This is a genomic window from Sporosarcina ureae DSM 2281 (genome assembly GCF_000425545.1).
In the GTDB taxonomy this organism is placed as follows: domain Bacteria; phylum Bacillota; class Bacilli; order Bacillales_A; family Planococcaceae; genus Sporosarcina; species Sporosarcina ureae.
Window position 1 is genome coordinate 81246 of the sequence record NZ_AUDQ01000012.1, and the last position, 21829, is coordinate 103074.

18 protein-coding genes and 1 pseudogene are annotated in these 21829 nt (G+C 41.9%); 8 read left to right on the forward strand and 11 right to left on the reverse strand.

The features are described from left to right. Nucleotides 1-16: 16 nt before the first annotated feature. From H605_RS0112160 to H605_RS17825, 5 genes and pseudogenes are all read right to left on the reverse strand, one after another. Nucleotides 17-1306: a polysaccharide deacetylase family protein gene (locus H605_RS0112160; protein ID WP_029054477.1), complete on the reverse strand. Its 1290-nt coding sequence runs from the start codon at nt 1304-1306 to the stop codon at nt 17-19. A 195-nt stretch (nt 1307-1501) separates the two neighbouring features. Next, nucleotides 1502-3150: pseudogene (locus H605_RS17820) on the reverse strand (long-chain-fatty-acid--CoA ligase). 208 nt (nt 3151-3358) lie between these two features. Further along, nucleotides 3359-3931 carry an SCO family protein gene (locus H605_RS0112170; protein ID WP_051210573.1) on the reverse strand — a complete coding sequence of 191 codons (573 nt, stop codon included), beginning with the start codon at nt 3929-3931 and terminating at the stop codon, nt 3359-3361. Between the two features lie 72 nt (nt 3932-4003). Continuing rightward, nucleotides 4004-5764, reverse strand: coding sequence for a GMC family oxidoreductase (locus H605_RS0112175; protein ID WP_029054479.1), 1761 nt, complete (start codon nt 5762-5764; stop codon nt 4004-4006). A gap of 23 nt (nt 5765-5787) precedes the next feature. Beyond that, nucleotides 5788-6567, reverse strand: a complete 780-nt coding sequence (locus tag H605_RS17825; protein WP_051210574.1) for a gluconate 2-dehydrogenase subunit 3 family protein — start codon at nt 6565-6567, stop codon at nt 5788-5790. Nucleotides 6568-6925: 358 nt separating this feature from the next. Here H605_RS17825 and H605_RS0112185 point away from each other — a divergent pair, with 358 nt between their 5' ends. Together H605_RS0112185 and H605_RS17830 are read left to right on the forward strand one after the other, a co-directional pair. Continuing rightward, nucleotides 6926-7366 carry a cell wall hydrolase gene (locus H605_RS0112185; RefSeq protein WP_029054480.1) on the forward strand — a complete coding sequence of 147 codons (441 nt, stop codon included), beginning with the start codon at nt 6926-6928 and terminating at the stop codon, nt 7364-7366. 169 nt (nt 7367-7535) lie between these two features. Then, on the forward strand, nt 7536-10121 hold the full coding sequence (locus tag H605_RS17830) for a CBS domain-containing protein (protein WP_051210575.1): 2586 nt from the start codon (nt 7536-7538) through the stop codon (nt 10119-10121). A 161-nt stretch (nt 10122-10282) separates the two neighbouring features. Here H605_RS17830 and H605_RS19245 read toward each other — a convergent pair whose 3' ends face one another. Beyond that, nucleotides 10283-11617, reverse strand: coding sequence for a hypothetical protein (locus H605_RS19245; protein ID WP_029054481.1), 1335 nt, complete (start codon nt 11615-11617; stop codon nt 10283-10285). Nucleotides 11618-11788: 171 nt separating this feature from the next. Continuing rightward, on the reverse strand, nt 11789-12709 hold the full coding sequence (locus H605_RS0112200; protein WP_029054482.1) for an HNH endonuclease: 921 nt from the start codon (nt 12707-12709) through the stop codon (nt 11789-11791). 331 nt (nt 12710-13040) lie between these two features. On the opposite strand from H605_RS0112200, the gene H605_RS0112205 reads away from it, so the two are divergent. The 5 genes from H605_RS0112205 to H605_RS0112225 all read left to right on the forward strand — a co-directional run bounded on the left by H605_RS0112205 (nt 13041) and on the right by H605_RS0112225 (nt 16322). Then, nucleotides 13041-13487 carry a LytTR family DNA-binding domain-containing protein gene (locus H605_RS0112205; RefSeq protein ID WP_081657928.1) on the forward strand — a complete coding sequence of 149 codons (447 nt, stop codon included), beginning with the start codon at nt 13041-13043 and terminating at the stop codon, nt 13485-13487. A 10-nt stretch (nt 13488-13497) separates the two neighbouring features. Continuing rightward, nucleotides 13498-13920, forward strand: a complete 423-nt coding sequence (locus H605_RS0112210; RefSeq protein WP_029054484.1) for a DUF3021 family protein — start codon at nt 13498-13500, stop codon at nt 13918-13920. After that, nucleotides 13904-14815, forward strand: coding sequence for an ABC transporter ATP-binding protein (locus tag H605_RS0112215; RefSeq protein ID WP_029054485.1), 912 nt, complete (start codon nt 13904-13906; stop codon nt 14813-14815). Before H605_RS0112210 ends, H605_RS0112215 begins: the two co-directional genes overlap by 17 nt. A gap of 3 nt (nt 14816-14818) precedes the next feature. Next, a complete protein-coding gene (locus H605_RS0112220) occupies nt 14819-15673 on the forward strand; it encodes an ABC transporter permease (RefSeq protein WP_029054486.1) in 855 nt (284 codons plus the stop codon). 97 nt (nt 15674-15770) lie between these two features. Then, nucleotides 15771-16322 carry a hypothetical protein gene (locus H605_RS0112225; RefSeq protein ID WP_029054487.1) on the forward strand — a complete coding sequence of 184 codons (552 nt, stop codon included), beginning with the start codon at nt 15771-15773 and terminating at the stop codon, nt 16320-16322. A 248-nt stretch (nt 16323-16570) separates the two neighbouring features. On the opposite strand, the gene sspO is transcribed toward H605_RS0112225, so the two are convergent. From sspO to H605_RS0112250, 4 genes are all read right to left on the reverse strand, one after another. Further along, nucleotides 16571-16726 (reverse strand): small acid-soluble spore protein O, encoded by a 156-nt coding sequence (gene sspO, locus H605_RS0112230; RefSeq protein WP_029054488.1) that lies wholly within the window; start codon nt 16724-16726, stop codon nt 16571-16573. A gap of 998 nt (nt 16727-17724) precedes the next feature. Next, entirely contained in the window at nt 17725-19302 is a 1578-nt protein-coding gene (locus H605_RS0112240; RefSeq protein WP_029054490.1) for an aminotransferase class V-fold PLP-dependent enzyme, read from the reverse strand. Further along, nucleotides 19299-19868: a glycerol-3-phosphate acyltransferase gene (locus H605_RS0112245; RefSeq protein WP_029054491.1), complete on the reverse strand. Its 570-nt coding sequence runs from the start codon at nt 19866-19868 to the stop codon at nt 19299-19301. Before H605_RS0112245 ends, H605_RS0112240 begins: the two co-directional genes overlap by 4 nt. 159 nt (nt 19869-20027) lie before the next feature. Further along, nucleotides 20028-20513, reverse strand: a complete 486-nt coding sequence (locus H605_RS0112250; RefSeq protein ID WP_029054492.1) for a nucleoside deaminase — start codon at nt 20511-20513, stop codon at nt 20028-20030. Between the two features lie 176 nt (nt 20514-20689). On the opposite strand from H605_RS0112250, the gene H605_RS0112255 reads away from it, so the two are divergent. Continuing rightward, nucleotides 20690-21823: an alcohol dehydrogenase catalytic domain-containing protein gene (locus tag H605_RS0112255; RefSeq protein ID WP_029054493.1), complete on the forward strand. Its 1134-nt coding sequence runs from the start codon at nt 20690-20692 to the stop codon at nt 21821-21823. The last annotated feature ends 6 nt before the right edge of the window (nt 21824-21829 follow it).

Consider the following 21829-nt stretch of genomic DNA (forward strand, 5'->3'; position numbering starts at 1 on the left):
GGCTAATCACTCTCTTCTATGGCCATCTCATGTCTCCGTCAACATACGTTGCAAAATCCTTAAATGACCTTTTTTCTGTCATGCCAAAGCGGTTCACTTCATAATTAGACAATTCCATATTGGCATAACCTTCGACTGTTGTATAGCCGATCAGTAATCCTACTTCTTTAGCCGCCGCAATGAACTGTTCATTATATTGTCCATACGGGTAGGCAATAGAAACAGCTGAAGGTACGTGTTGTAAATTTGTCTGCAAGTCTTCGATAATTTCTTCTTCCGTATGTTCGAATACTAAACCTGCTCCGCTTTCTACACCTAGTTCATGCAGTGCACATGTATGGGCTTCGAACTGAAATACATCTTTCATTTCGTTTAAGTCTTCCACATTCAAATACTTCAGTAGTCCTCCACCATCAAATGCCGGACCGTCTTTTTCTCTATCGATACGGGCAGAAATAATATGTTGTGGCGATGTAAAGCCGTATTGTTTCAAGACGGGATAGGCATATTCTTTGGATGACAATAAACCATCATCGAATGTAATAACCAATGCTTTCTCCGGCACAATGAGTCGGCCCTCCAAGTAATCATACAACTGTTGTGAGGTCAATGTCGTAAATTGCTCATCTGCCAAATACGCCATCTGTTTTTCAAAGCTTTCGAGTGAAATCGTGCTCATCTCCGTCTTCATTTGTTTACGAGGTAATACTTGATGATAGAGCAGTACTGGGACTCCTTCATCCATCTTTACAGTCGACTTATGGATATACCCTGCCCGCTCACCCACTTTGATGAGATACCAGTCCTTTTCTTCCTGTATAACAGGGTAGCGATAGCCTTTTCTTAATTGGATCAAGACATCACTTTTACGGTTTGCTTCTGTATACACAGGTGTTTGTTGGGCAGTTTTCACAGCGCCCAGTCGTTCGTTATGTACAGGAACTTTCATCACGTTCTTTTCTACCTTTGCCTGACCTTTACGAATGAAAGCTGGCATCTTGCCTACTCGAATTTCGTAATATTCCTCATCTTCTCCTATGAGCGCAACCGCTTGATTGGCTTGCAGTTCGCCGATTCGGATGAGATTCTCTTGCTTCATATAAATGGGTTGGTCGTTTGTTAGCGTCAATACCTGTTCAAATTCTTTCTCTGTAATGAACGGTTTACTTTGTCTAGTTTCTGCAAAAGCTGTAGCTGATTGCTCATGGAACAATGGTACTTCATTTAAATTCCACTTCGCTTCATTTCCCATTATAAATAACAGTAAGCTTGCAAGTACTAGCACACAGCTATATATTTTCTTCATGTGAATCCCCCTATTGTCATTTGCGCACCCTACAGACGGAGGATTCCGGAAAAAGTTTCAAAAGTTTTTTAAAAGTTTTTAGGAGATGATCGTTCTCAATCAAAACTCGATCAACTTTTCTTGAATTCCTTTACTTTTTTACAATAAAAAGCACTCCTTCGCTCGTAGAAGAACGAAAGAATGCTAACCACTTGATTAATTCACTTTACGACCCGTTTTCCCTACCTTGTCCCAGTAATCGTCGCGTATTTGTACTTTCAAGATCTTTCCTGACGCTGTTTTTGGAAGTTCTTCCACAAACGTCACGCCTGTCACCGCTTTAAAATGCGCTAGATTCGACCTCGTGAAGTCCATAATATCTTGCTCAGTCGCTACTGCACCGCTCCGCAATACGATATACGCATGCGGTGTTTCTCCCCACTTCTCATGCGGCACGGCAATGACCGCAGCGTCTAGAACAGCAGGATGGTCATAAAGCACACCTTCGATTTCAATAGAAGAAATGTTTTCACCGCCACTGATGACGATGTCTTTCTTGCGGTCGACGATATTGACGTAGCCGTGCTCATCAATCGTCCCCATATCCCCCGTCATCATATAACCATCACGCAACACTTCGTCAGTCGCCTCTTTATTTTTCCAGTAGCCTTTCATGACACCATGACTACGGACTGTGATTTCACCTGTCTGCTGACCATTCTTGGCTACTTCTTCTCCATAGTCGTCAACTAAACGGACATCTACACCAATCATCGAATAGCCTGCTTTGGCTCTTAACTGAAGCTGCTCTTCATCTGTTAAATGTTGGACAGTTGAGCGAATCGTTGAGAACAAACTTAATGGTGAACTGTTAAATGTTGGACAGTTGAGCGAATCGTTGAGAACAAACTTAATGGTGAAGTTTCCGTCATGCCGTATACTTGAATAAACTCCCAACCAAGTTCTTTTTCGACCCGTGAAATGAATGACGGTGGCGGAGCGGAGCCTGCAACAATTACTCGAATCTTATGATTGAACGTCGGCTTATGCTCTTCGCAATACTGAAAAATCAAATTCAATACAGCCGGTGCCATATGCAAGATCGTGACTTTATACTTCTGAATCGCTTCGATAATAGTCTGCGGTGACGTTTTGCGTAAGCAAACTTGAGAAGCTCCGTTCGCCGTATAATAAAATGGTGATCCCCATCCGTTCACATGGAACATCGGAAGCACATGCAGCAGAACATCGTCATCGGTCACACGCAAATGATGCATGGCACTCATAGCATGCAAATAGTTGTTCCGGTGTGTTAGCATAACCCCTTTCGGATTACCTGTCGTGCCACTCGTATAAAGTAAACTGCACACATCATCTTCTTGCACATCTGCCCGGTCAAACGATTCCGTAGAGAATGATTCGAGCCACACGTCATAATCTACCGTTTCCTCGTCATCCTGCTTATGATGAACAATAATTTTCTCTACCGTATCGAGCGAGTGCTCAATCGGTTTGATAAGATGATATAAATCCTGATCAACAAATAATAACTTCGACTCGCTATGATTTAAAATGAATACATAATCCTCAGGCTTCAATCGTGTATTTAACGGCACCATGACGCCACCTACTTGATAGAGTCCATAAAATCCTTCAAGCATTTCAATAGAGTTTCCACATAAATACGCTACATGATTTCCTTTTTCAATACCCAAGTCACATAACCCGCGTGACAACTGATTCACTCGACCGTTTAACTGCTCGTATGTAAAAGAACGACCTTCTTCTCCAAAAATCGCTTCCTTACCCCCATACAACGTAACAGCACGATCTAGAAATTGCGTCAAAACTAATGGAACATTCATCTGCATACCTCCTCATTCTGTTCTATTACAATTGTATAGTAAACGCTTCCACTTTACTATATTTTCTAATATTTTAGTAGAAACATTCTTCTACCGGTATTTTCATCTATATAATCTGTAGGATGCTACAAGTTAATCCTACAAAACAGGCATTCATTTACTCTCTATCAGAGTAAAGAATGCCTGTTTAATTGCATAAACAAAAACTCTACTTCCCTAAAACTTTCTTCACATCCGCCACCAGCAAATTATTGTCTGTATCGCTCATACCGTTATACTGCTTGACGATCTCTCCGTCAGGATTAATTAAATAAAAGAAAAAGCTATGCGATCGCTGGTCAAGTGCTCCCTTTTCCAGAAAAGCGTTAAACGTATGAATCGATAGATCTTGAATTTCTTCAAAATCATAACCCGTTAAAAACGTCATCGTCTCTAGGTCAACACCATAGTCCTTTGCATATTCTCGTAAAACTTCTGGTGTATCATTTTCCGGATCAATGCTGAATGAAATAATACGAGGTGTTAAACCGTCATTTTTTAATTCTTCCTGAATACCTACCATATTAGCCGTCGTTCTCGGACAAACGGTCGTACAGTGCGTATAAGAGAAATAGGCAATCCACCAATCGCCTGTCAAATCATCCAAGCCCAGTGTATTCTCGTCTTGTGTAGTGTAGTCGAAATCTGGTATCTTCTCTGACATATTCGTTTCGATTGTATTATTACAGGCACTCAGAAAAAGAGCGGCTGCCAAAAGTATGAGGACGGATCGTATAGTCATAGGCATCTTTCCTCGCTTTAATATGTATGAAAGAAAGGAGAGAGGTTGTGATCCCTCTCTCCTCTTGTCAAATTATACTTTTGCTGTTTCCTCTTTTTTAACCAACTGGCCTCCGCCGTTCTCTAAGAACTTAATCATACCTTCTGCGGCACGATACGCTAGAGCGCCAACTGTTGCTGTAGGATTGGAGCTACCCATAAGTGGGAATGAAGAAGCCCCCACTACGAATAAATTATCCATATCCCATACTTGTGAGTAGTTATTTACAGCAGATGTCTCAGGATTGTCTCCCATCACTACACCGCCACCTGTATGGTCAGATAATGACGTCTTATCAAATTCCGTTTCCTCTGTAATTTCAGGAATATTGATATGATCTGCACCCATTTGCTCCAGTAACTCTTTTCCTCTTTGGTGAGCATATCTGACAATGTTGCGGTCTTGATCATGGAACTTGCTCGTGACACGCAGTAATGGATCGCCGAATATATCCGTATACGTCGGATCCAAGTCCATATAGTTTTCGCGCCAAGCGAGGGCACCGTTTTGTTGCTGAACGTCTATTCGACGGTTCGCATAGAAAATAGACTTATCCTTGAACTCTTTCCCCCAAGATGGAACACCTGCCGGGACATGGTTATTCGTAATCGGTCGGTCTCCTCTTTGAGACGTACGCAAACAGAAACCATGCAAGAAATCGAGTTTCGTATGATCGAGTTGCTCCACGTTGAAATCATCCATCGTCACGCCAAGTGCGCCGGTACCTGCATAGCGATTGAATTTCTTCTCATCGAAGAATCCACGTACACGCGTATGCGTCAAGTTCCGTTGGTGAGCAGTCAAATGGCTACCAATCACGCCTGTTCCATCTTTCGGATTATACGGCTTGCCAATTTCAGATAACAGCATAAGACGAGTATTCGTAAATGTAAATCCGGCAACAACGACTATATCTGCCGGTTGAATGAACTCTTCTCCAGTTTCCGTATCTACATATTTAATACCTACCGCTTTTCCGTTTTCATGGATAATCCGAACCGCATAGGAATTATTACGTAATTCATAATTACCGCTTTTATGTGCTGTAGCTAAAACCGTAGCAATTGGATCCGCTTTCGCCCCAAAGTCACAGCCAAACGCTTCACAAAACGCACAGTACACACATCCGTTGATCGTCTCTCCGTCCGGATTCGTATACGTCTCGGATATGTTAGCAGAAGCTATACGGTACGGATGATAGCCTAGTTCTTTTGCCGCTTTCGTAAAGGTACGAATGATATCCGTTTCTTTCATTGGGGGTGTCGGGTAATCATCCGAACGCTGACCAGGTCGCAATGGATCCGGTTCACCAGAAATACCAGCTGTTTTTTCAAACTGGTCGTAATACTTCTCTAGTTCATCATATGTAATACCCCAGTCTTGGAGTTGCATATCTTTTGGAATGATTTTTTCTCCATACTTTTCTACCGTCTTCGTATGCATTTCGAAATCCGTTGGCAGCCAACGATATACCATGCCGTTCCAGTGAACACCTGAACCACCAGTAGCTGTACCATTAATCGCATTCGTATCGTTACTTCGGTTAGGAGTCGCTGTCTCATCGAGCGTATTACGGATTGTCAACGTTTCTTTGTTCAACTCTTGGAACATGAGTTTCCGCACATCGTAGCGAAGTTCATCTTTTGCACCGACAAAATCTTCTCGCTTCTGCGCTTTCCCTCTTTCTAATCCAACTACCTTATATCCTTTTTTCGTTAATTCAGCTGCCGCAATTCCGCCTGCCCAGCCTGAACCTACGACGACTGCATCTACTTTATCTAATGTTTTTACCATTCTGTTCTCCCCTTTCCTATAAATTATTTAGGTTGATAGTCTGTCAGGCTCACTTGATCCATTTTCACGAACTGATCTTCTTCTATCATATGGGCATATGATGCGATAGCACCTGGATATTCTTTCATTTTCCAGCCTTTCATATCTCGATTGCCTCCATATAACGGATCACAATACGCACCTTCAAGTGTAGTAGAACGCAATAAATTAAAGAATCCTTTCGAACTAATGCCTTTGACTTCCACTTTGTCATCTGCAAAGTCCGTCATGATTTCTAATTGCTGATCTTCCGTCGCTTTAACGAAATTCGTATCAAATCGTTTTTGACTCTCGGCATCCATAGTACGTAACCCATTAATGAAAATCTGCCCGCGATCAAGACTAGAGTCAGAGGCTGCTGCTTTAGAACCTATAAAAGGACCTTGTCTGTAATCGCCTACATTGGATCCATAAGGACCTGCCAACTGTTTATCGATATAATAAGGAACGCCTAATTCAATCGCTCCTGGACCGTTATCATCCTCAGGGAAGATTCGCTCCACTGCCTGCTCTAAAATAGCAAAATCGGCAATACGCGTGAAGTACATACGCGCTTCTTCATATCGCTTTTCTTTACCGCTTCCTTTATCCGCAGCGGTATTCGAGTTACTATCATTTTTAGATCGACTGCTAAACAGACCACCTAGTAACGCACCACCGGCTACACCTCCGACAGCAATTCCTGTGTTTTTGACGAAACTGCGGCGTCCCGGATCCGTTACTTCATTTGTATTCTTCGGGTTGTTCGAATTATTATCAGCCATTAGCTTGTCCTCCTTTTTTATGTAAATAAGTCCACACTATACTAGCGATGCATACTGGAATATACTTGCAACCATTAGAATGGTATATGTGTATGCAATGAAGAGATCATTATGTATTTATTCGCAACGCTAGTAGATAAAAGAATATTCAACTCTCCAGTAAGTTGTAAGAAAAATACTTCATTAAGGAAATGTACTGTTCCATGCACAGTGTACGACCTTTGTCTGTATTTTTCAAACTATTAAACTTTACCCTGTTATTAGAGAAAATAACACTATGATTAGGTCGAGTGTAATTATTTTTTAAAACGTAACATCTCTGCCCCTTGTTCTCATACACTATAATGAGGTGAAAAATATGGCGAGAGTAAAATACAGAGATTCAGATGTCTCATTAATGGCTAGAATGATGAGAGCCGAAGCCGAGGCTGAAGGTAATCAAGGAATGTTATATGTCGGAAATGTCATCGTGAATCGTGCAGTAGCCGATTGCCTGGACTTCAATGATGTACGGTCCATATATGACGTGATTTTCCAAATACAAGGCAATAATTATTCATTCGAAGCGGTACAAAAAGGAAACTTATTCTATCAACGAGCGCGGGAATCTGAAAAAAGATTAGCTGAACGAACTCTCACTAACTGGCGACAACATCCTGCTCACTATGCACTATGGTACTTTAATCCATATGCCCCCTGCCCGCCTACTTGGTATGGTCAGCCATTTACCGGGCAATTTAAAAACCACTGTTTCTATGAACCGCAACCCGGAACGTGCGATAGTGTGTATATGGGATAAGACAGGTACCATTTACTAGTCTTAATTGAACATTCTGGTCGGGGATGATAAACTGGTGCTATGAAAACAATCGAACGTAATGAGTAACCACCTTCCACTTGGTCAGGGTAGAAGGTGGTTACTTTTTTATTAATTATAATGAGTAACTTTCACACAGGAGGTACTACTAGTGCAAATTATTACATCTCACGTCAATACCGACTTTGACGCACTTGCTTCGATGATCGCAGCCAAAAAACTGTATCCAGACGCACAACTAATTATTTCAGATAAGCTGGAAAGCCGCGTACAACGTTTTTTAAATATTTATCGAGACGTCTTCGACTTTGTCCCGAGCGCTCATGTGGACTGGGAACAAGTGACGGAAATGATTATCGTCGACGTTGCATCTTTATCTAGAATAGGCAAACTTCCTGACGATTTCGATGCATCTAAGCGAAAAATTATCGTCTATGATCATCACCAAAAAGGTGAAAATGACGTGCAGTATGATGAAGGTATCGTGGAATTAACTGGCGCTGCAGTCACTCTGCTTATTGAGGAAATACGTAAACAGAATATAGCTATCTCCAGTTTTGAAGCGTCATTATTCGGACTTGGTCTGTATACAGATACAGGGAAATTTACATATGCAAATACGACCGTGCGGGATATGAAGGCAGCGGCCTATTTACTTGAACAGGGAATGAGCCTAGAAATGGTCGGTAGTTTCGCGGAGGAGACGTTAACATCCGAACAGCAAGATTTATTGGATCGGCTACTTACCCATACGGAAATTCATGAAGTCGAGGGTCTGGAAATTGCGGTTAGTACGCATGAATTGGATCATTTCGTGAACGGCCTTGCCTTGATTACAACAAAGGTCTTAGGGGTTAAAGGAACGGATGCGGTGATAACCGTCGTGAAAATGAAGAATTCCGTATTCATAGTGGGTCGTGCAAGCTCAGAACGCATCACATTGCAACCCATTCTAAAAAAACTTGGTGGTGGCGGTCATCAACACGCCGGTTCCGCTACGGTGAAAAAAGGAGATAAAGAAGCGATTCTTGAAGATATCAATAGCAGTTTAGAAACAATGCTGCGACCAGCGATTACCGCAAAAGAGTTGATGACCACTCCCGTTAAAACACTGACACCCGATACAACGATCGAAGAAGCGGGGCGTCGCATGTATCGCTACGGACACTCGGGCTACCCGGTTGTCGAAAACAAAAAACTAGTCGGCATTATTACTAGACGAGATCTCGACAAAGGGAATCATCATGGACTCGGACATGCGCCTGTAAAAGCGTATATGACGACTAAAATGTACACGATAGGACCGGAAGCTTCACTCGAAGAAATTCAGGAACTCGTCATTGCACACAACATCGGTCGTTTGCCTGTCATCGAGGATGGAGAAATAGTCGGCATTGTGACTCGATCGAATATTATCCAAGTACTGTACAGCGATATGACGGCAGATAAAAAAGCACCAGATACGCCACCTTCTACTGAACTGATTAATAAAATGCAAAAGCAACTGTCGGGAGAAGCTTTCCAGCTGTTAAAAGAAATCGGAGAAACAGCGAGTCGCATCGACATGCCTGTCTATTTAATCGGTGGAATTGTTCGGGATATTTTATTGGACAGGCCGAATTTCGACATCGATATTGTGGCGGAAGGTAATGGAATCGAATTAGCGAACAGGTTAATGGAAACACACGGTGGCGACGTTTTGGAACATGAAAGCTTTGGCACAGCGACATGGAATACGCCATCCGGTTTGTCGATCGATCTCGTGTCGTCTCGACTCGAATATTACGAACAGCCTGCCGCTTTACCCGAGATTGAGACATCCGTTCTTGAGGATGATTTGCAGCGACGTGATTTCACGATCAACGCCATGGCCATCCGTCTCAATGCCGAAGCGTTCGGTGAATTGATTGATCCGTTTGGTGGACAGAATGATCTACGCGAGAAGAAAATCAAAATACTTCATAATATTAGTTTTGTCGAAGACCCTACTCGGATCTTCCGAGCTGTACGCTTTGAACAACGTTTCGGATTTTCGATGGACGAACAGACGGAAAAATTGGCTCTTGAGTCTATCGATAAAGTAATCCATTTGTCACCTCAACGTATTAACGAAGAGATGATCCGTTTATTTACCGAAGGCAGTCCGCAAGAAGTCATCCGACGTCTATTTGAACTGAATGTTTGGCAACAGTTCGGTGTACATGAAAAACAGTTGGATGCATCGGTCGCTACAGCTGAACATCTAGAACAGATTTACAACGAACAGGTGCGTAAGATTACGAATTTACAGATCGCTGAAAAACCTAGCTGGTTCAATTACTTTTTACTACCCTTCTATTGTAATGATAGCTTGTATGCCGCAGAGAAATTTACGTTGCGAAAAAACAGAAAAAAGTTATTGGAAGAAATTATGGCGTTGCAACGACATGAACAGTGGAATGAATTCACACAAATTGGCGACTATCATCTATTTTTACACGACTACTCCGATGAAGCTATTTTGTTTACCCTAGTGGCTGATCAAGTACCACATCAGGGATCCGTTATGGAGTATTTATATCATCGCAACAAACTACAAAACTATTTGAATGGCGGCGATTTAGTCAAAGCGGGACTCAAGCCAGGTCCAAATTTCTCTAAAATCTTGCTACACTTGGAAGTGAGTCAACTTAATGGAGATGTTTCTACAAAAGAGGAAGCCGATCAGTGGTTGGAAGAGTATGTATGTACGCTATAACCAATAAACACAGAACAGCCCACACTTTCAAAATGAAGTGTGAGCTGTTTTATTTTCATTATGTACTTTTCTAAAGCCAGAATAATTCCCCCAAAAAACACCTAGAAAGTTAAAGGGTCACTTTAACCTTCCAGATGTTCCTCATTTACTATCGGTTTGCTTTACTTCGAATCCGCTCTAAATCCTGCTTTATCATAACCGTATTTATCATAACCATTTCTATTGTAGCCTAACTTATTAAAGCCTTTTCGGTCATAGCGGTCTTCATCATAGCCCGACTTATCATACCCTTCATCATCTTGGTTCGTTCCATTTCGGTGGATACCTTGAGGAGTAAAGCCATTGCAGTCGAACCCTTTTGTATCATACTTCGTACCATTCGCATGCTTGCCATCCCGATTAAAACCATATCGATCATAGCCGAATCGGTTGTAGCCTTCTTTATTAAAACCATTTTTATCATAACCTTGCAAATTAAAACCTTTTTTATCATACCCTTGGCGATTTCGGCCATTCTTTCCGAAACCTTCTCGATCGACCCCTGCTTTATTAAAACCATCGCGATTATAGCCTTCACGATCCAAGCCATGTTTATTAAAACCTTGTGCATCATAGCCTTCCGAATCATAGCCAAGCGAATTTAAGCCTGATGCATCGTATCCTGCTCGGTCAAAGCCATCTCGATTGTAACCGTGCTGATCATAACCCGCTGCATCATACGTCTTCTCGCTAATATGTGCACCATCGCGTGTAAAGCCTTCACGATTGTATCCTCTTTTATTGAATCCTTGTGCATCAAAGCCTGCTTGATCAAAGCCGTGATCATCGAACGGACTGTTATTTAGATGAACGCCTTGAAAATCAAAGCCTTTTCCATCATACATCGTGCCGTTCATATGCTTGCGGTCACGATTGAATCCTCTTTCGTCATAGCCGAATTTATTATAGCCCTGGCGATTAAAACCATTCTTATCGTAACCTAGCTTATTAAATCCATCCGTTCCATAACCTTGGGCACTCACACCGTATTTATTGAAACCGTACTTGTCATAACCTTGCTTGTTGAAACCCGCACGGTTAAAACCATGGATATCATAACCGTCTCTGTTATAGCCATTCTTGTGAAAGCCCTGTCGATTGAAACCATCCGCTTTATAACCTTCTCTGTCATAGCCTTGGACGTTATAACCGCTTTTATTATACCCGTCTGCGTCATAACCATACCGATCATAACCCGTTCGATCAAAGCCGGCTTTATTATAGCCCGTGGCCCTAAATCCTTCTTTGTCATACCCTTGATTATTATAGCCATTTTTGTCAAAGCCTTGTGCATCAAAGCCATACTTATCAAAACCACTGGCATTAAATCCTTGTTCATTAAACCCATGACGGTCATAACCAAACTTATTAAAGCCTCGTCTGTCAAAACCTTCGCTATTATAAATCGTCGTATCTCGTTCTACGTTTTTATCTCTTAACGGATCACCATAGTTCATGTCGTACCTCCGCACAATATGTTATCGAATTCACTCTCTCTATGCATCATACTACAAAAAGAGGGTAAACTCACCAAGTTTTGCAAGGGCTGCAGATGAAGTATGGCGAATTGAACGAAACTGGAGCACTTATAGCCGATCACGGACTGAATGTTTGGCGTGACGGTAGGTTTACTCTTTAAACATATGCTTCTTATGCCATTTCAAATATGGCTTATTCTTCTCCGTTCGATTCACTCGCATCTTGCTGTGCAATCCATACTTCTCGTAATCCCCTTCAGGAATTCTAGATGAAATATGTATCTTGCCTGTTCCGTCAAATGCAATGAAGCCATTATGATAGAGCGCATCATGATTGCGACAGAGAAGAATCCCATTATTTGGATCGACACGTTCGTTGTTCGTGCAATCTTTCCATGGTTTAGCGTAGCTGGCTTGCAATAATTCCGGTAACTCGATATCGCATAGCGCGCACTGATCATTCCATAGTTGCATGAGCTCGTTGCGGAAACGCTGATGGCCCATTCGCACTTTTGTTTTCGTTTCCGATTCGGTTTCAGCAAGTACTGGAATGAGGAAATCATGCTCCGTCTTCTGAACAGTGCCCATAACAAACTCCAATTGTTCCTCATCGATTTCGTAAATATTCAAATCTGCAATCAACTCAACTAATTTAATAGTCAATTCTTCATTGCATGGGAAGAGATAGCCTTGATTTCCATTACCGTTCTCTTGAAACGCAGAATACTTAATCGGCAATAATGGTAGAAGTTCATCTAAACAATCCACAATCGTTAACGGTTGATCGAGTTCGTGATACTCCACTTCCACTAAGTACCCATTGGCATTTTCACTGTCTGACAACGGAATTATCGATGGCTTTCGTTCCTCACGGTAACTTGACTTCGCCACACTAATTGCGACAATATCCCCTTTTACATAATGAAAGATGCGATCACCTTCGCATACTTCTTTCATCCGTTCCCAAAAATGATGATCATTGCCTATACTGTCTTGCTGTAATGACCAAAGCACACCCAATTCTTTCTCTTCATCGTATGTACGTCCTTGCATCACGATATAACTTTGCATCGTGCTTCACTCCTTTGCGAACTGACACGCTTCTTCTCTCTTGATTATACCGAAACTGACGACCTTTCAACAGTCGATTGATGGGATTGCATGGTGTCATCTGTATATCACGTTAAAACAGTGACTAGCAGACTACACAATTCTAAGACTTTCACGCTAGGAAAACTTGTACTCAGTGCAGTTCATTCATAACGTCTTACATCTCTTACTACTATGACGAACAGCAATAGCTGTTTATGCAACTAAGCCCCCTCTACATGCAGGTCACTACAAAAGCCATTGTTCGATTTCCATCCCCATGATACGATTCAGCCATGAACAATGAATAGAGGTGATTACCATACGGCTGAAAATTGAAGAATCCAATGAATTTCAGGAAATTGAAATCACCATTAGATGTCCTGAAGTGGATGAGCGCTTATCCCATCTCATACGTCAGATCAATCAGATGATGTATAGCTTTACAGTTACAAAAGATGACGCTGTGTATTCTATACAATCCAGTGATGTTCTATATATCGAGACAGTGGACAATGCATCCTTTTTATACACACAGGACAACGTCTATGAAAGCGAGCTGCGGCTTTATGAATTTGAGAATCAATTGAAAGATACGCGATTTTTACGGATCAGCAAACATATGATAGTGAATACATCCAAAATTGAAAGTGTTCGTGCGTTATTGAATGGGCGATTTGAAGCAATCTTAGAGAACGGTGAAATGGTAATCGTGAATCGTCATTATGCAAAAATATTTCGAAAGCATTTCCTAGGATGAGGTGAAGCAGTTGAAAAATCTTTTACTCTATATAAGCGGGGCTTGCTTCGCATTTACATTCAGCACGATCGTCTATTCTCTTTTCCGTTTTTTTGGAATCTACCCTCCACTGACAGAAAACATGACCCTTTCTATGCTAGTCATTTCTATCATCATTACGATTCTTATTTTTCTTTCACATCAATTACCAATAGAGAATCCGATATGGGTGTATGTGCTTGAAGTTAGCTGCGTCATGACTGTGATGATCGTAGCCGGTGCATTTTTCGACTTATATCCTTTCGGGCTCTATAACGTAGTGACGGCTATACTGGTGGGGCTGATTGCGTATGGTTCTGTTATTGTACTGATTTATTTACACAATAAAGCAGACGAGTTAAAAATAAATCACACGATCTTGCAGAGGAGGAATCAAGATGCAAACGATCATTGAAGTGGAGAATGTGAGTAAATCGTTCGGTCAGGTGAACGCTGTTGACGATATGAGTTTCTATGTAACGAAAGGAAGTCTATTTTCATTTCTGGGAACGAACGGCGCCGGTAAATCCACAGTGATATCTATTATTTTAACCGCACTCCAACCAGACAGCGGCTCCGTCACGGTCAACGGATTTACGGTTGGTAAAGAGGATGAAGTAATTCGGAAAGAGATCGGAGTCGTATTCCAAGAAAGCGTACTAGACCCGCTGTTATCTGTGCAAGAGAACTTGGAAATACGTGCACAATTATACGGAATGGCAAAGCAGGATCGGCTAGCAGCCATACAGCGCTGCGCTGATATTGTAGATATTCATTCCATCTTAAAGCGACGATACGGCAAACTATCTGGTGGCCAGAAGCGAAGAGTCGATATCGCACGTGCCCTCCTCCATCAACCAAAGATTTTGCTGCTCGATGAACCGACAACAGGACTCGATCCACAAAGTCGTCAGCAAATCTGGAAAATGATCGGACACTTACAAAAAGAGCATGGCATGACCGTTTTTCTGACGACACATTATATAGAAGAAGCCGCCAATTCGGATTTCGTTATCGTCATAAAAGAAGGACGGATCATTGCCAAAGGAACTCCAGTAGATTTAAAACAGCAATATTCTGCAGACCGCTTATTTATGACGACGACCGATCACATTGCATTGCGCACACATTTTCAACATGATCATGTGCAGTATCAAGAAGAAACGGGTGGATACACAATCGACTTACCGACTACGATAGCAGCCATTCCTATACTCACTAAATACCAATCGTTTATTTCGTCTTTTGAAGTACGAAAATCTAGTTTGGATGATGTCTTTATTCGTATTCATGATCGAAAGGGTGTATAGACCATGCTGATTTTTGCCAAAAGAAATTTACTACTCTATTTCCGTGATAAATCTGCAGTGTTTTTCTCATTGCTAGCTGTCTTCATCTTGATTGCACTCTATGTATTCTTTCTTGGTGATTTGATCGCTGATGGAGTGCCGGACTTTCCAGCGAAGCATTGGCTCCTGCTGTCTTGGATTATCGCTGGGGTCATCACGGTGACGAGTGTGACGACAACATTAGGAGCATTCAGTGTGATGGTAAATGACCAAGCAACCAACGCCTATAAAGATTTCTGTGTCACGCCAATCAAACAATCCGTATTACTCGGTGGCTATATAATTAGTTCACTCTCCATAGGGTTTCTCATGTGCATCATGACTCTTCTTGTAGCGAACGTTATGCTTTTCGCCACTGGTGAGCCTTTACTTTCATTCACACAACTCATTCAATCGGTAGGCGTACTATTTCTAGCGGTTTTGACTGCTGGTTCAATGATTTCTCTACTCGTCATTTTCTTTAAAACCTCTAATGCATTTGCCGCTGCTAGTACATTAATTGGGACTTTAATCGGTTTCCTTACCGGCATCTACATTCCAATCGGCACTTTACCTGCCTATTTACAAAGTATGATACAATTTTTCCCGATCTCACATATCGCCGCTCTACTTCGCCAAATTCTCATGGACGCTCCAATGACTGAGGCATTCGCTCAAGCACCCGTCGAAATGAAAGAAAGCTTTCAGTTGAACATGGGAGTAGTTTTCAAAGTAAATGGTTGGCAAATCTCTCCTTTAGTCAGTGTCATGTATCTACTACTAACCACTATCATTTTCTTTATACTTTCAGCTAGTGTGATGAAATACGCTAGAAGATAGTGTTTAACTAGTAAAAGATACGAGGTCCACAAACAATTCGGAATATTTATGCTATGATACGCATAACCAATACCACTCTACTAAAAGAGGTGAACAAATGAATTTCATTGCTTGGACAATTATTGCTTGTGAAATAGGCTTTTGGGTCGTCATTCTTGCCGGTCTCATCACACGATATGTATTTAACAAAAAACGGCTCGGCTTATTTTTCCTAGCATTAACACCAGTCATCGATTTACTATTGCTAGTCGTCACGGCTACCGATCTTTATAACGGAGCTGTTGCCACACAAGTTCATGCCATTGCGGCGATTTATCTCGGTGTATCCATCGCATTCGGAAAAAGTATGATTCGCTGGGCGGACGAACGCTTCCTTTACTACATCAAGAAGCAAGGCACAAAACCTGCGAAGAAAACAGGATATGCCCATGCACGCCATTCCGTGAAAGGTGCGTTACAACATGTACTAGCATTGATCATCGGTGGCGGTTTCTTGTTTATAATGATTTACCTCATTGGAGATGCCAATAAAACGGAAGCACTCTCTCAAATGCTGAAGTTATGGGCGCTCATTGTGGGCCTTGATATGGTGGTCTCACTCTCCTACTTCATTTGGCCACGGGCTGAAAAAGTGAATCGGTATCGGTAACCTGCTGTTTTTATGGAGATACCGGTTCGGTAGATGGAATGGATTTTAAAAATGCCTGGCATCTGGGGACGCAATTCGTACATGAGTGGATGTCTCTATTTTATTTTTGAATTAACGTGTAAGGCAACTATCGATAGTAAATTGGCCTATAAGACGAATTATTAACAGCATCAAGTAGCCCCCATCTCACTATAGATGGGGGTTGGTTGTATCATGTGAAAAACGTAGTAAAGACGGAACACCTAAACTCATTGCCGTTTCTTCGTTTTCTTACTATTATGTCTTTCTGCTGGTGTCAAAGGTTTGTTTGCAAGTTCATGATCAAACTCCCTTGATAAATCCCTCCTAGCCGTTTGCTCATCACTAGCATTACCATTTGAATTGTTCTTCGGACTGTTGCTCACTAAATACACCTCCTTGATTTTAGTTTGCCACACGGAATCTTTAGTATGCACTTTTGTTAAATATTATAGTAATGGTATTCACATTAAAAATAGTTACAAGAACTGCAAAACTATTTATGAAATCTATCCGTTTGTAGGAGACTTCGGGATGTTCAACTTATGAAAGGTACTACTCTTTTCTGCCAAGTTCAATTTATCAATAACTATGTAGAATCTGATTTCTGGAGTTAAATGAAAAGCCTTATCGGAATTCATCAGTGGAAGCGATGGATCACTTACCTTATTTTTAAAACGAAATTCATCGAGGAATAGAGTGGGCGTATAAAACATTGGAGAGTGAAAAAGCGGCCTTACTAAATGAAGAACAAGCTGATTAAATTAATCATAAGGTTTTTAAGATTATCTTCATTTCACTGAAAGAAGCTGCGATTCTTTAAGAAGAATCGCATCCTTTCGACGAACAATGTAAAAAAACATCATGACACTGATTTTATAGAAGTAGTATGAATAGAGGTAGAGCAAATGACATTTCTAAGCAAACTTATTATCGCTATACTTTCCGCAATCATATTTTCTTTAACTTTAGCTTTTTACGAATACACCCCCTCAGCGCAACAACAAGCTGACGTTGGGTATTTCCCTTATGACGCACTATTCGTACTATGTTTCCTTTATTCCATACCCATTTATATAATTGGAGGAATACCGTATTCGCTTTATGTAGATATATATTTCGAAAAAATCAAGTTTCGTAATGAAGTTCAGAAATATATAATGTACTTCCTGATCTATATAGCCGGTGGATTATTAATTGTAGGGATCCTGTTATTCATTTCGGTACTAATTGATGGAGATGTTTCGGGCTTACTAATATCCAATGTTTTCATACTTGGTGTTTGTGCCTCTTTATTATTTTTCCATATTTCGTTACTTTTCAATAAAGTGTTGAAAATACTGGCGAAATGAAAGGGATTGTTGTTTTGTATAATCGATGGACGTTACCCAACTCCTAGCAAACAACGCAACAATTCCAAAAATCTCTCCATCTCTTCATCTGACGGTTCATTCATTGTCGCCACTTGCAACCAATTACGCTCTTGTAAGTAACTACTTTCATAATGTGTGCGGTAGCCATTCAGAAGTAAATCGTCACCGAGACGCTTAGAGCTTTTCCCTTTGGGGAGTACGAACGTCAGAATACCTGGATTTGCACACTCTTTCGACGCCAACACCTCTACCCCCATCTCTTCAACGCCTTCACGCAAGCGATCTGCGCAATAGCGAATACGCTGAAAACGTTGTGGCGGATCAAGCAATATATTATCAAGCGACTGATGCAACGCAACTACTATATTAGACGACTGTGTATACGGAATTCCTTCATATTTCTCATATTGACCGAGATCCAAATAGCGCGGAATCGTTTCATCCGGCTCTATCACGTCTTGATGAAACACTAGACCAAGCCCCGCGTACGAAGCCAGTCCTTTACCGCTAACAGAAGAAGCGAAATCGACGTCACGGAAATTCACAGGCACCGTTCCGACTGAACTCGCACAGTCCACTGCAATTCGGACAGCGCGTGCACGACAAAGTGCTGTAATCTTTTCTAAATCATGTAAGACACCCGTCGACGTTTCACAATGAACCATCCACAGCCAACTATATTCTTGAGAATCCAATTGCTCTGCCAATTGATCGATCGATAACACTTCTCCCCATTCTTGCTCTAAGCAATCAAAAACTAAACCAAAACGCTTCGCATGATCGCACAACCGTTGACCAAACTCCCCATTGACTACAATAAGTCCACGCCCCCCTATTCTAGACAACTGAGCCGCCACCGCATCATTCGCAAGCGTCCCTGTTCCTTGTACTAACTGAACGTGTTTCGCACCCGTTAAATCGAGTAATTGACGTTTTACAGTCGCGAACAATCGTGCATATTCAGCCGAACGATGGGAAAATGCTTCATTAGCAAAAGCTGCTTTAACATTTTCAGCAATTTTCGGTGGACCAGGCAGAAAGTTCACGGTCGGTGCAACAAGACGTTTCGCTGCACTTTTTTCATAGGCGGCGAACGACGAAATCATTGGCACATATTTTGCTTCCTCCGTACCGACCGGATCGGCAAATGGCTGAAAGCCCATATGATGATAAAGCTTCAGCTCACGCACCGTACCCGAAATCACAGCTGCATCATATCCTGCATGCTTGCACCAATTCACTAGCCCCTGCATCAAACCAAAAAAAGCACGACCACGACGATGCGCTCGATCCACTACAAGCAATCTGATTTCCACAGGATGTTGTGGCTTGTGTTCAAGCCACCCCTCAATCGGACCGATCTTTTTATCCAATGAAAACGGACGAGCCGAACGCAATGCCAACATCCCGACTATCTCATTTTCTTTCAAACAAACGATATATGTATTCTCCTCATGAAACGGATCGACCAACAAACGCTGTTCATTGGATGCATGCTGCGGAATCTCTTCCACAAACGCCCGATAATTCAACTGATGAATTCGCTCCGCATCTTGCGGAAGTACGGCAAGCCGATAATAATAGGTCATACTGATTGCCTCCCTTGCTCGTTAATGAAATAACTACGATGTGTATAGATGACTAGCGCAAACAAACAGAATGCTACGATCCCCGCCCATTGGCCGTAGCCAATAAAAATTGCTGGAATAATGGCCGACAATCCAAGCAGCGCGGCTTTTGTTTTCTGACGAATCCACGAGTATAACAGACCCGAAAAAATAAGGATTAACAGCAAGATAAGTGGCTGAAAGACTATCATGCCACCGAGTAAAGAAGCCGCCCCTTTTCCTCCACGAAAGCGATGAAGCAATGGAAAACAATGCCCAAGCATGACCGCAAAAAGCATCAACAAGACGATAGCCGGACTGAATCCCAGTGCGCGCGAGACAATGATCGGCAATGCCCCTTTGATCGTATCAAGAAATAACACAACAAAGAACATCGACTTCCCAAGCACTCTTCCCGCATTACGCGCTCCCGGATTACCACTGCCTTCTACACGCAAATCTAGTCCTAACCTTTTTCCTATATATAGCGCAGGCAATATGCCACCGACTAGGTACCAGAAGATGAAGAAACTTATGAGTTGTATCAAATTCCAACCTCCATCCCCGCTGTATTTACTTTCACGACATAATTAGTTACATAACATTATAGTTTGATTATATAGTGAAATAAAACGCATTCCTATAGTTTCTCTGGTTGATATAAAAAAAGAGAGCCAAAACAGACGGCTCTCTTCGCATAATCTACTTCAAGTATTCTTCTGAAAGTACTGCCGTTGCAACTCTCGTACTTGCTCCGCATACTCTTCTACTGGCCCAACTACTTCGATAGCAGGCACCATTTCTTGAATCGGATAACTTTTCACAGGGGCAGGCGTCGTAACACCCATTTCTTTCTTCCACTGCGTTAACTGTTTCGATGAACTAGCATAAACAATCCGTCCCAAACCGACTAAACCATGAGCTGCTGCACACATCGGGCAATGTTCACCTGACGTGAACACGGTCGCCTTCGCTCTGTCATCTGCGTCCATATGATCTGCAGCCCACCGCGCTAAAGCAAATTCAGGATGCTGCGTCGGGTCGCCACCACTTGTACGGTTATGGTCTTCAGCTAGCACTTCACCACTCGCTGAAACCAACACCGAACCAAATGGCTGATCTCCTTTATGTAGCGCGATTTCTGCTAATTCGACAGATCGTTGTACATGCTTCATTTCATTTTCTTGTAACATGAATGAATCCCTCCTTATTCTTCACTTCCCTTTATAGCACTTCGTTTAACATACATACACAGTTATGTTTACCATTCTTCCTTCCACTAGGTACCAATACTCATATCCTAGTTTCCTAGTTTACCTAGAAAAAAGACGGGTACCAAATAAGCACAACGTAAAAAGGATGTGATGGTATGAAAGCAGTAACATTTCAAGGAAAGAAATCAATGGTCACGAAAGAAGTGAAAGCTCCAAGTATCCAAGAAAATAGTGATGTAATCGTACGCATTACGACAAGCGGTATTTGTGGATCGGATTTGCATCTGTACCATGGCGGGATTGTGCCCGAGCAAGATTATGTAGTCGGACATGAGCCGATGGGAATTGTCGAAGAAGTAGGTTCTGAAGTAAAAACAGTAAAGAAAGGCGACCGAGTCGTCATTCCATTTAATATAGGGTGCGGTGAATGCTTCTTCTGTCAACATGAAATGGAAAGTCAATGTGATGAATCCAATCCGCACGGAGAAGTTGGAGGGCTGTTCGGATTTGCTGAGCCGAACGGAAACTTCCCAGGTGGCCAAGCCGAGTATTTACGTGTTCCATACGCAGACTTCACTTCATTTAAAGTTCCAGAAAACAGTGAGCTAGATGACGAGCATCTCGCCTTACTATCTGACGTCATTCCTACAGCCTATTGGAGTGTCATTCATAGCGGGTTGAAAAAAGGCGATACCGCAATTATCCTCGGCTCCGGCCCTATTGGATTAATGGCACAAAAATTTGCTTGGATGCAAGGTGCTAAACGAGTCATTTCAGTAGACCATGTCGATTATCGTTTGAAGCATGCGGAAAAGACGAATAAAGTAGAAACGTATAATTTTAAAGAACATGATGAGATTGGCAAATTATTGCATGAAGAAACGAAAGGCGGCGCAGACGTCGTCATTGATTGTGTAGGTATGGATGGAACAGTGCAACCAGGGGAAACATTTGGTTCTAGTGGAGATAATCAATTCGGAACGATCAGCCCGATCGTCACAGCTTCACAAGTCGTACGGAAGTTTGGTACAGTTCAATTAACAGGCGTTTATGCGACAGATGCAAACAACTTCCCACTTGGCGATTTCTTTACACGCAACGTTTCCTTGAGTATGGGCCAAGCACCTGTCATTCACTTAATGCCTGAGCTATTTAAAAAGATCGAAGCAAAAGAATTCGATCCGACAGATATTATTACACACAAAGTAAAATTGGAAGACGCAGCAGATGCTTATTCTATTTTTGATAAGAAAGAAGACGGTTGTATCAAAGTATTGATTCAGCCTTAATATAAA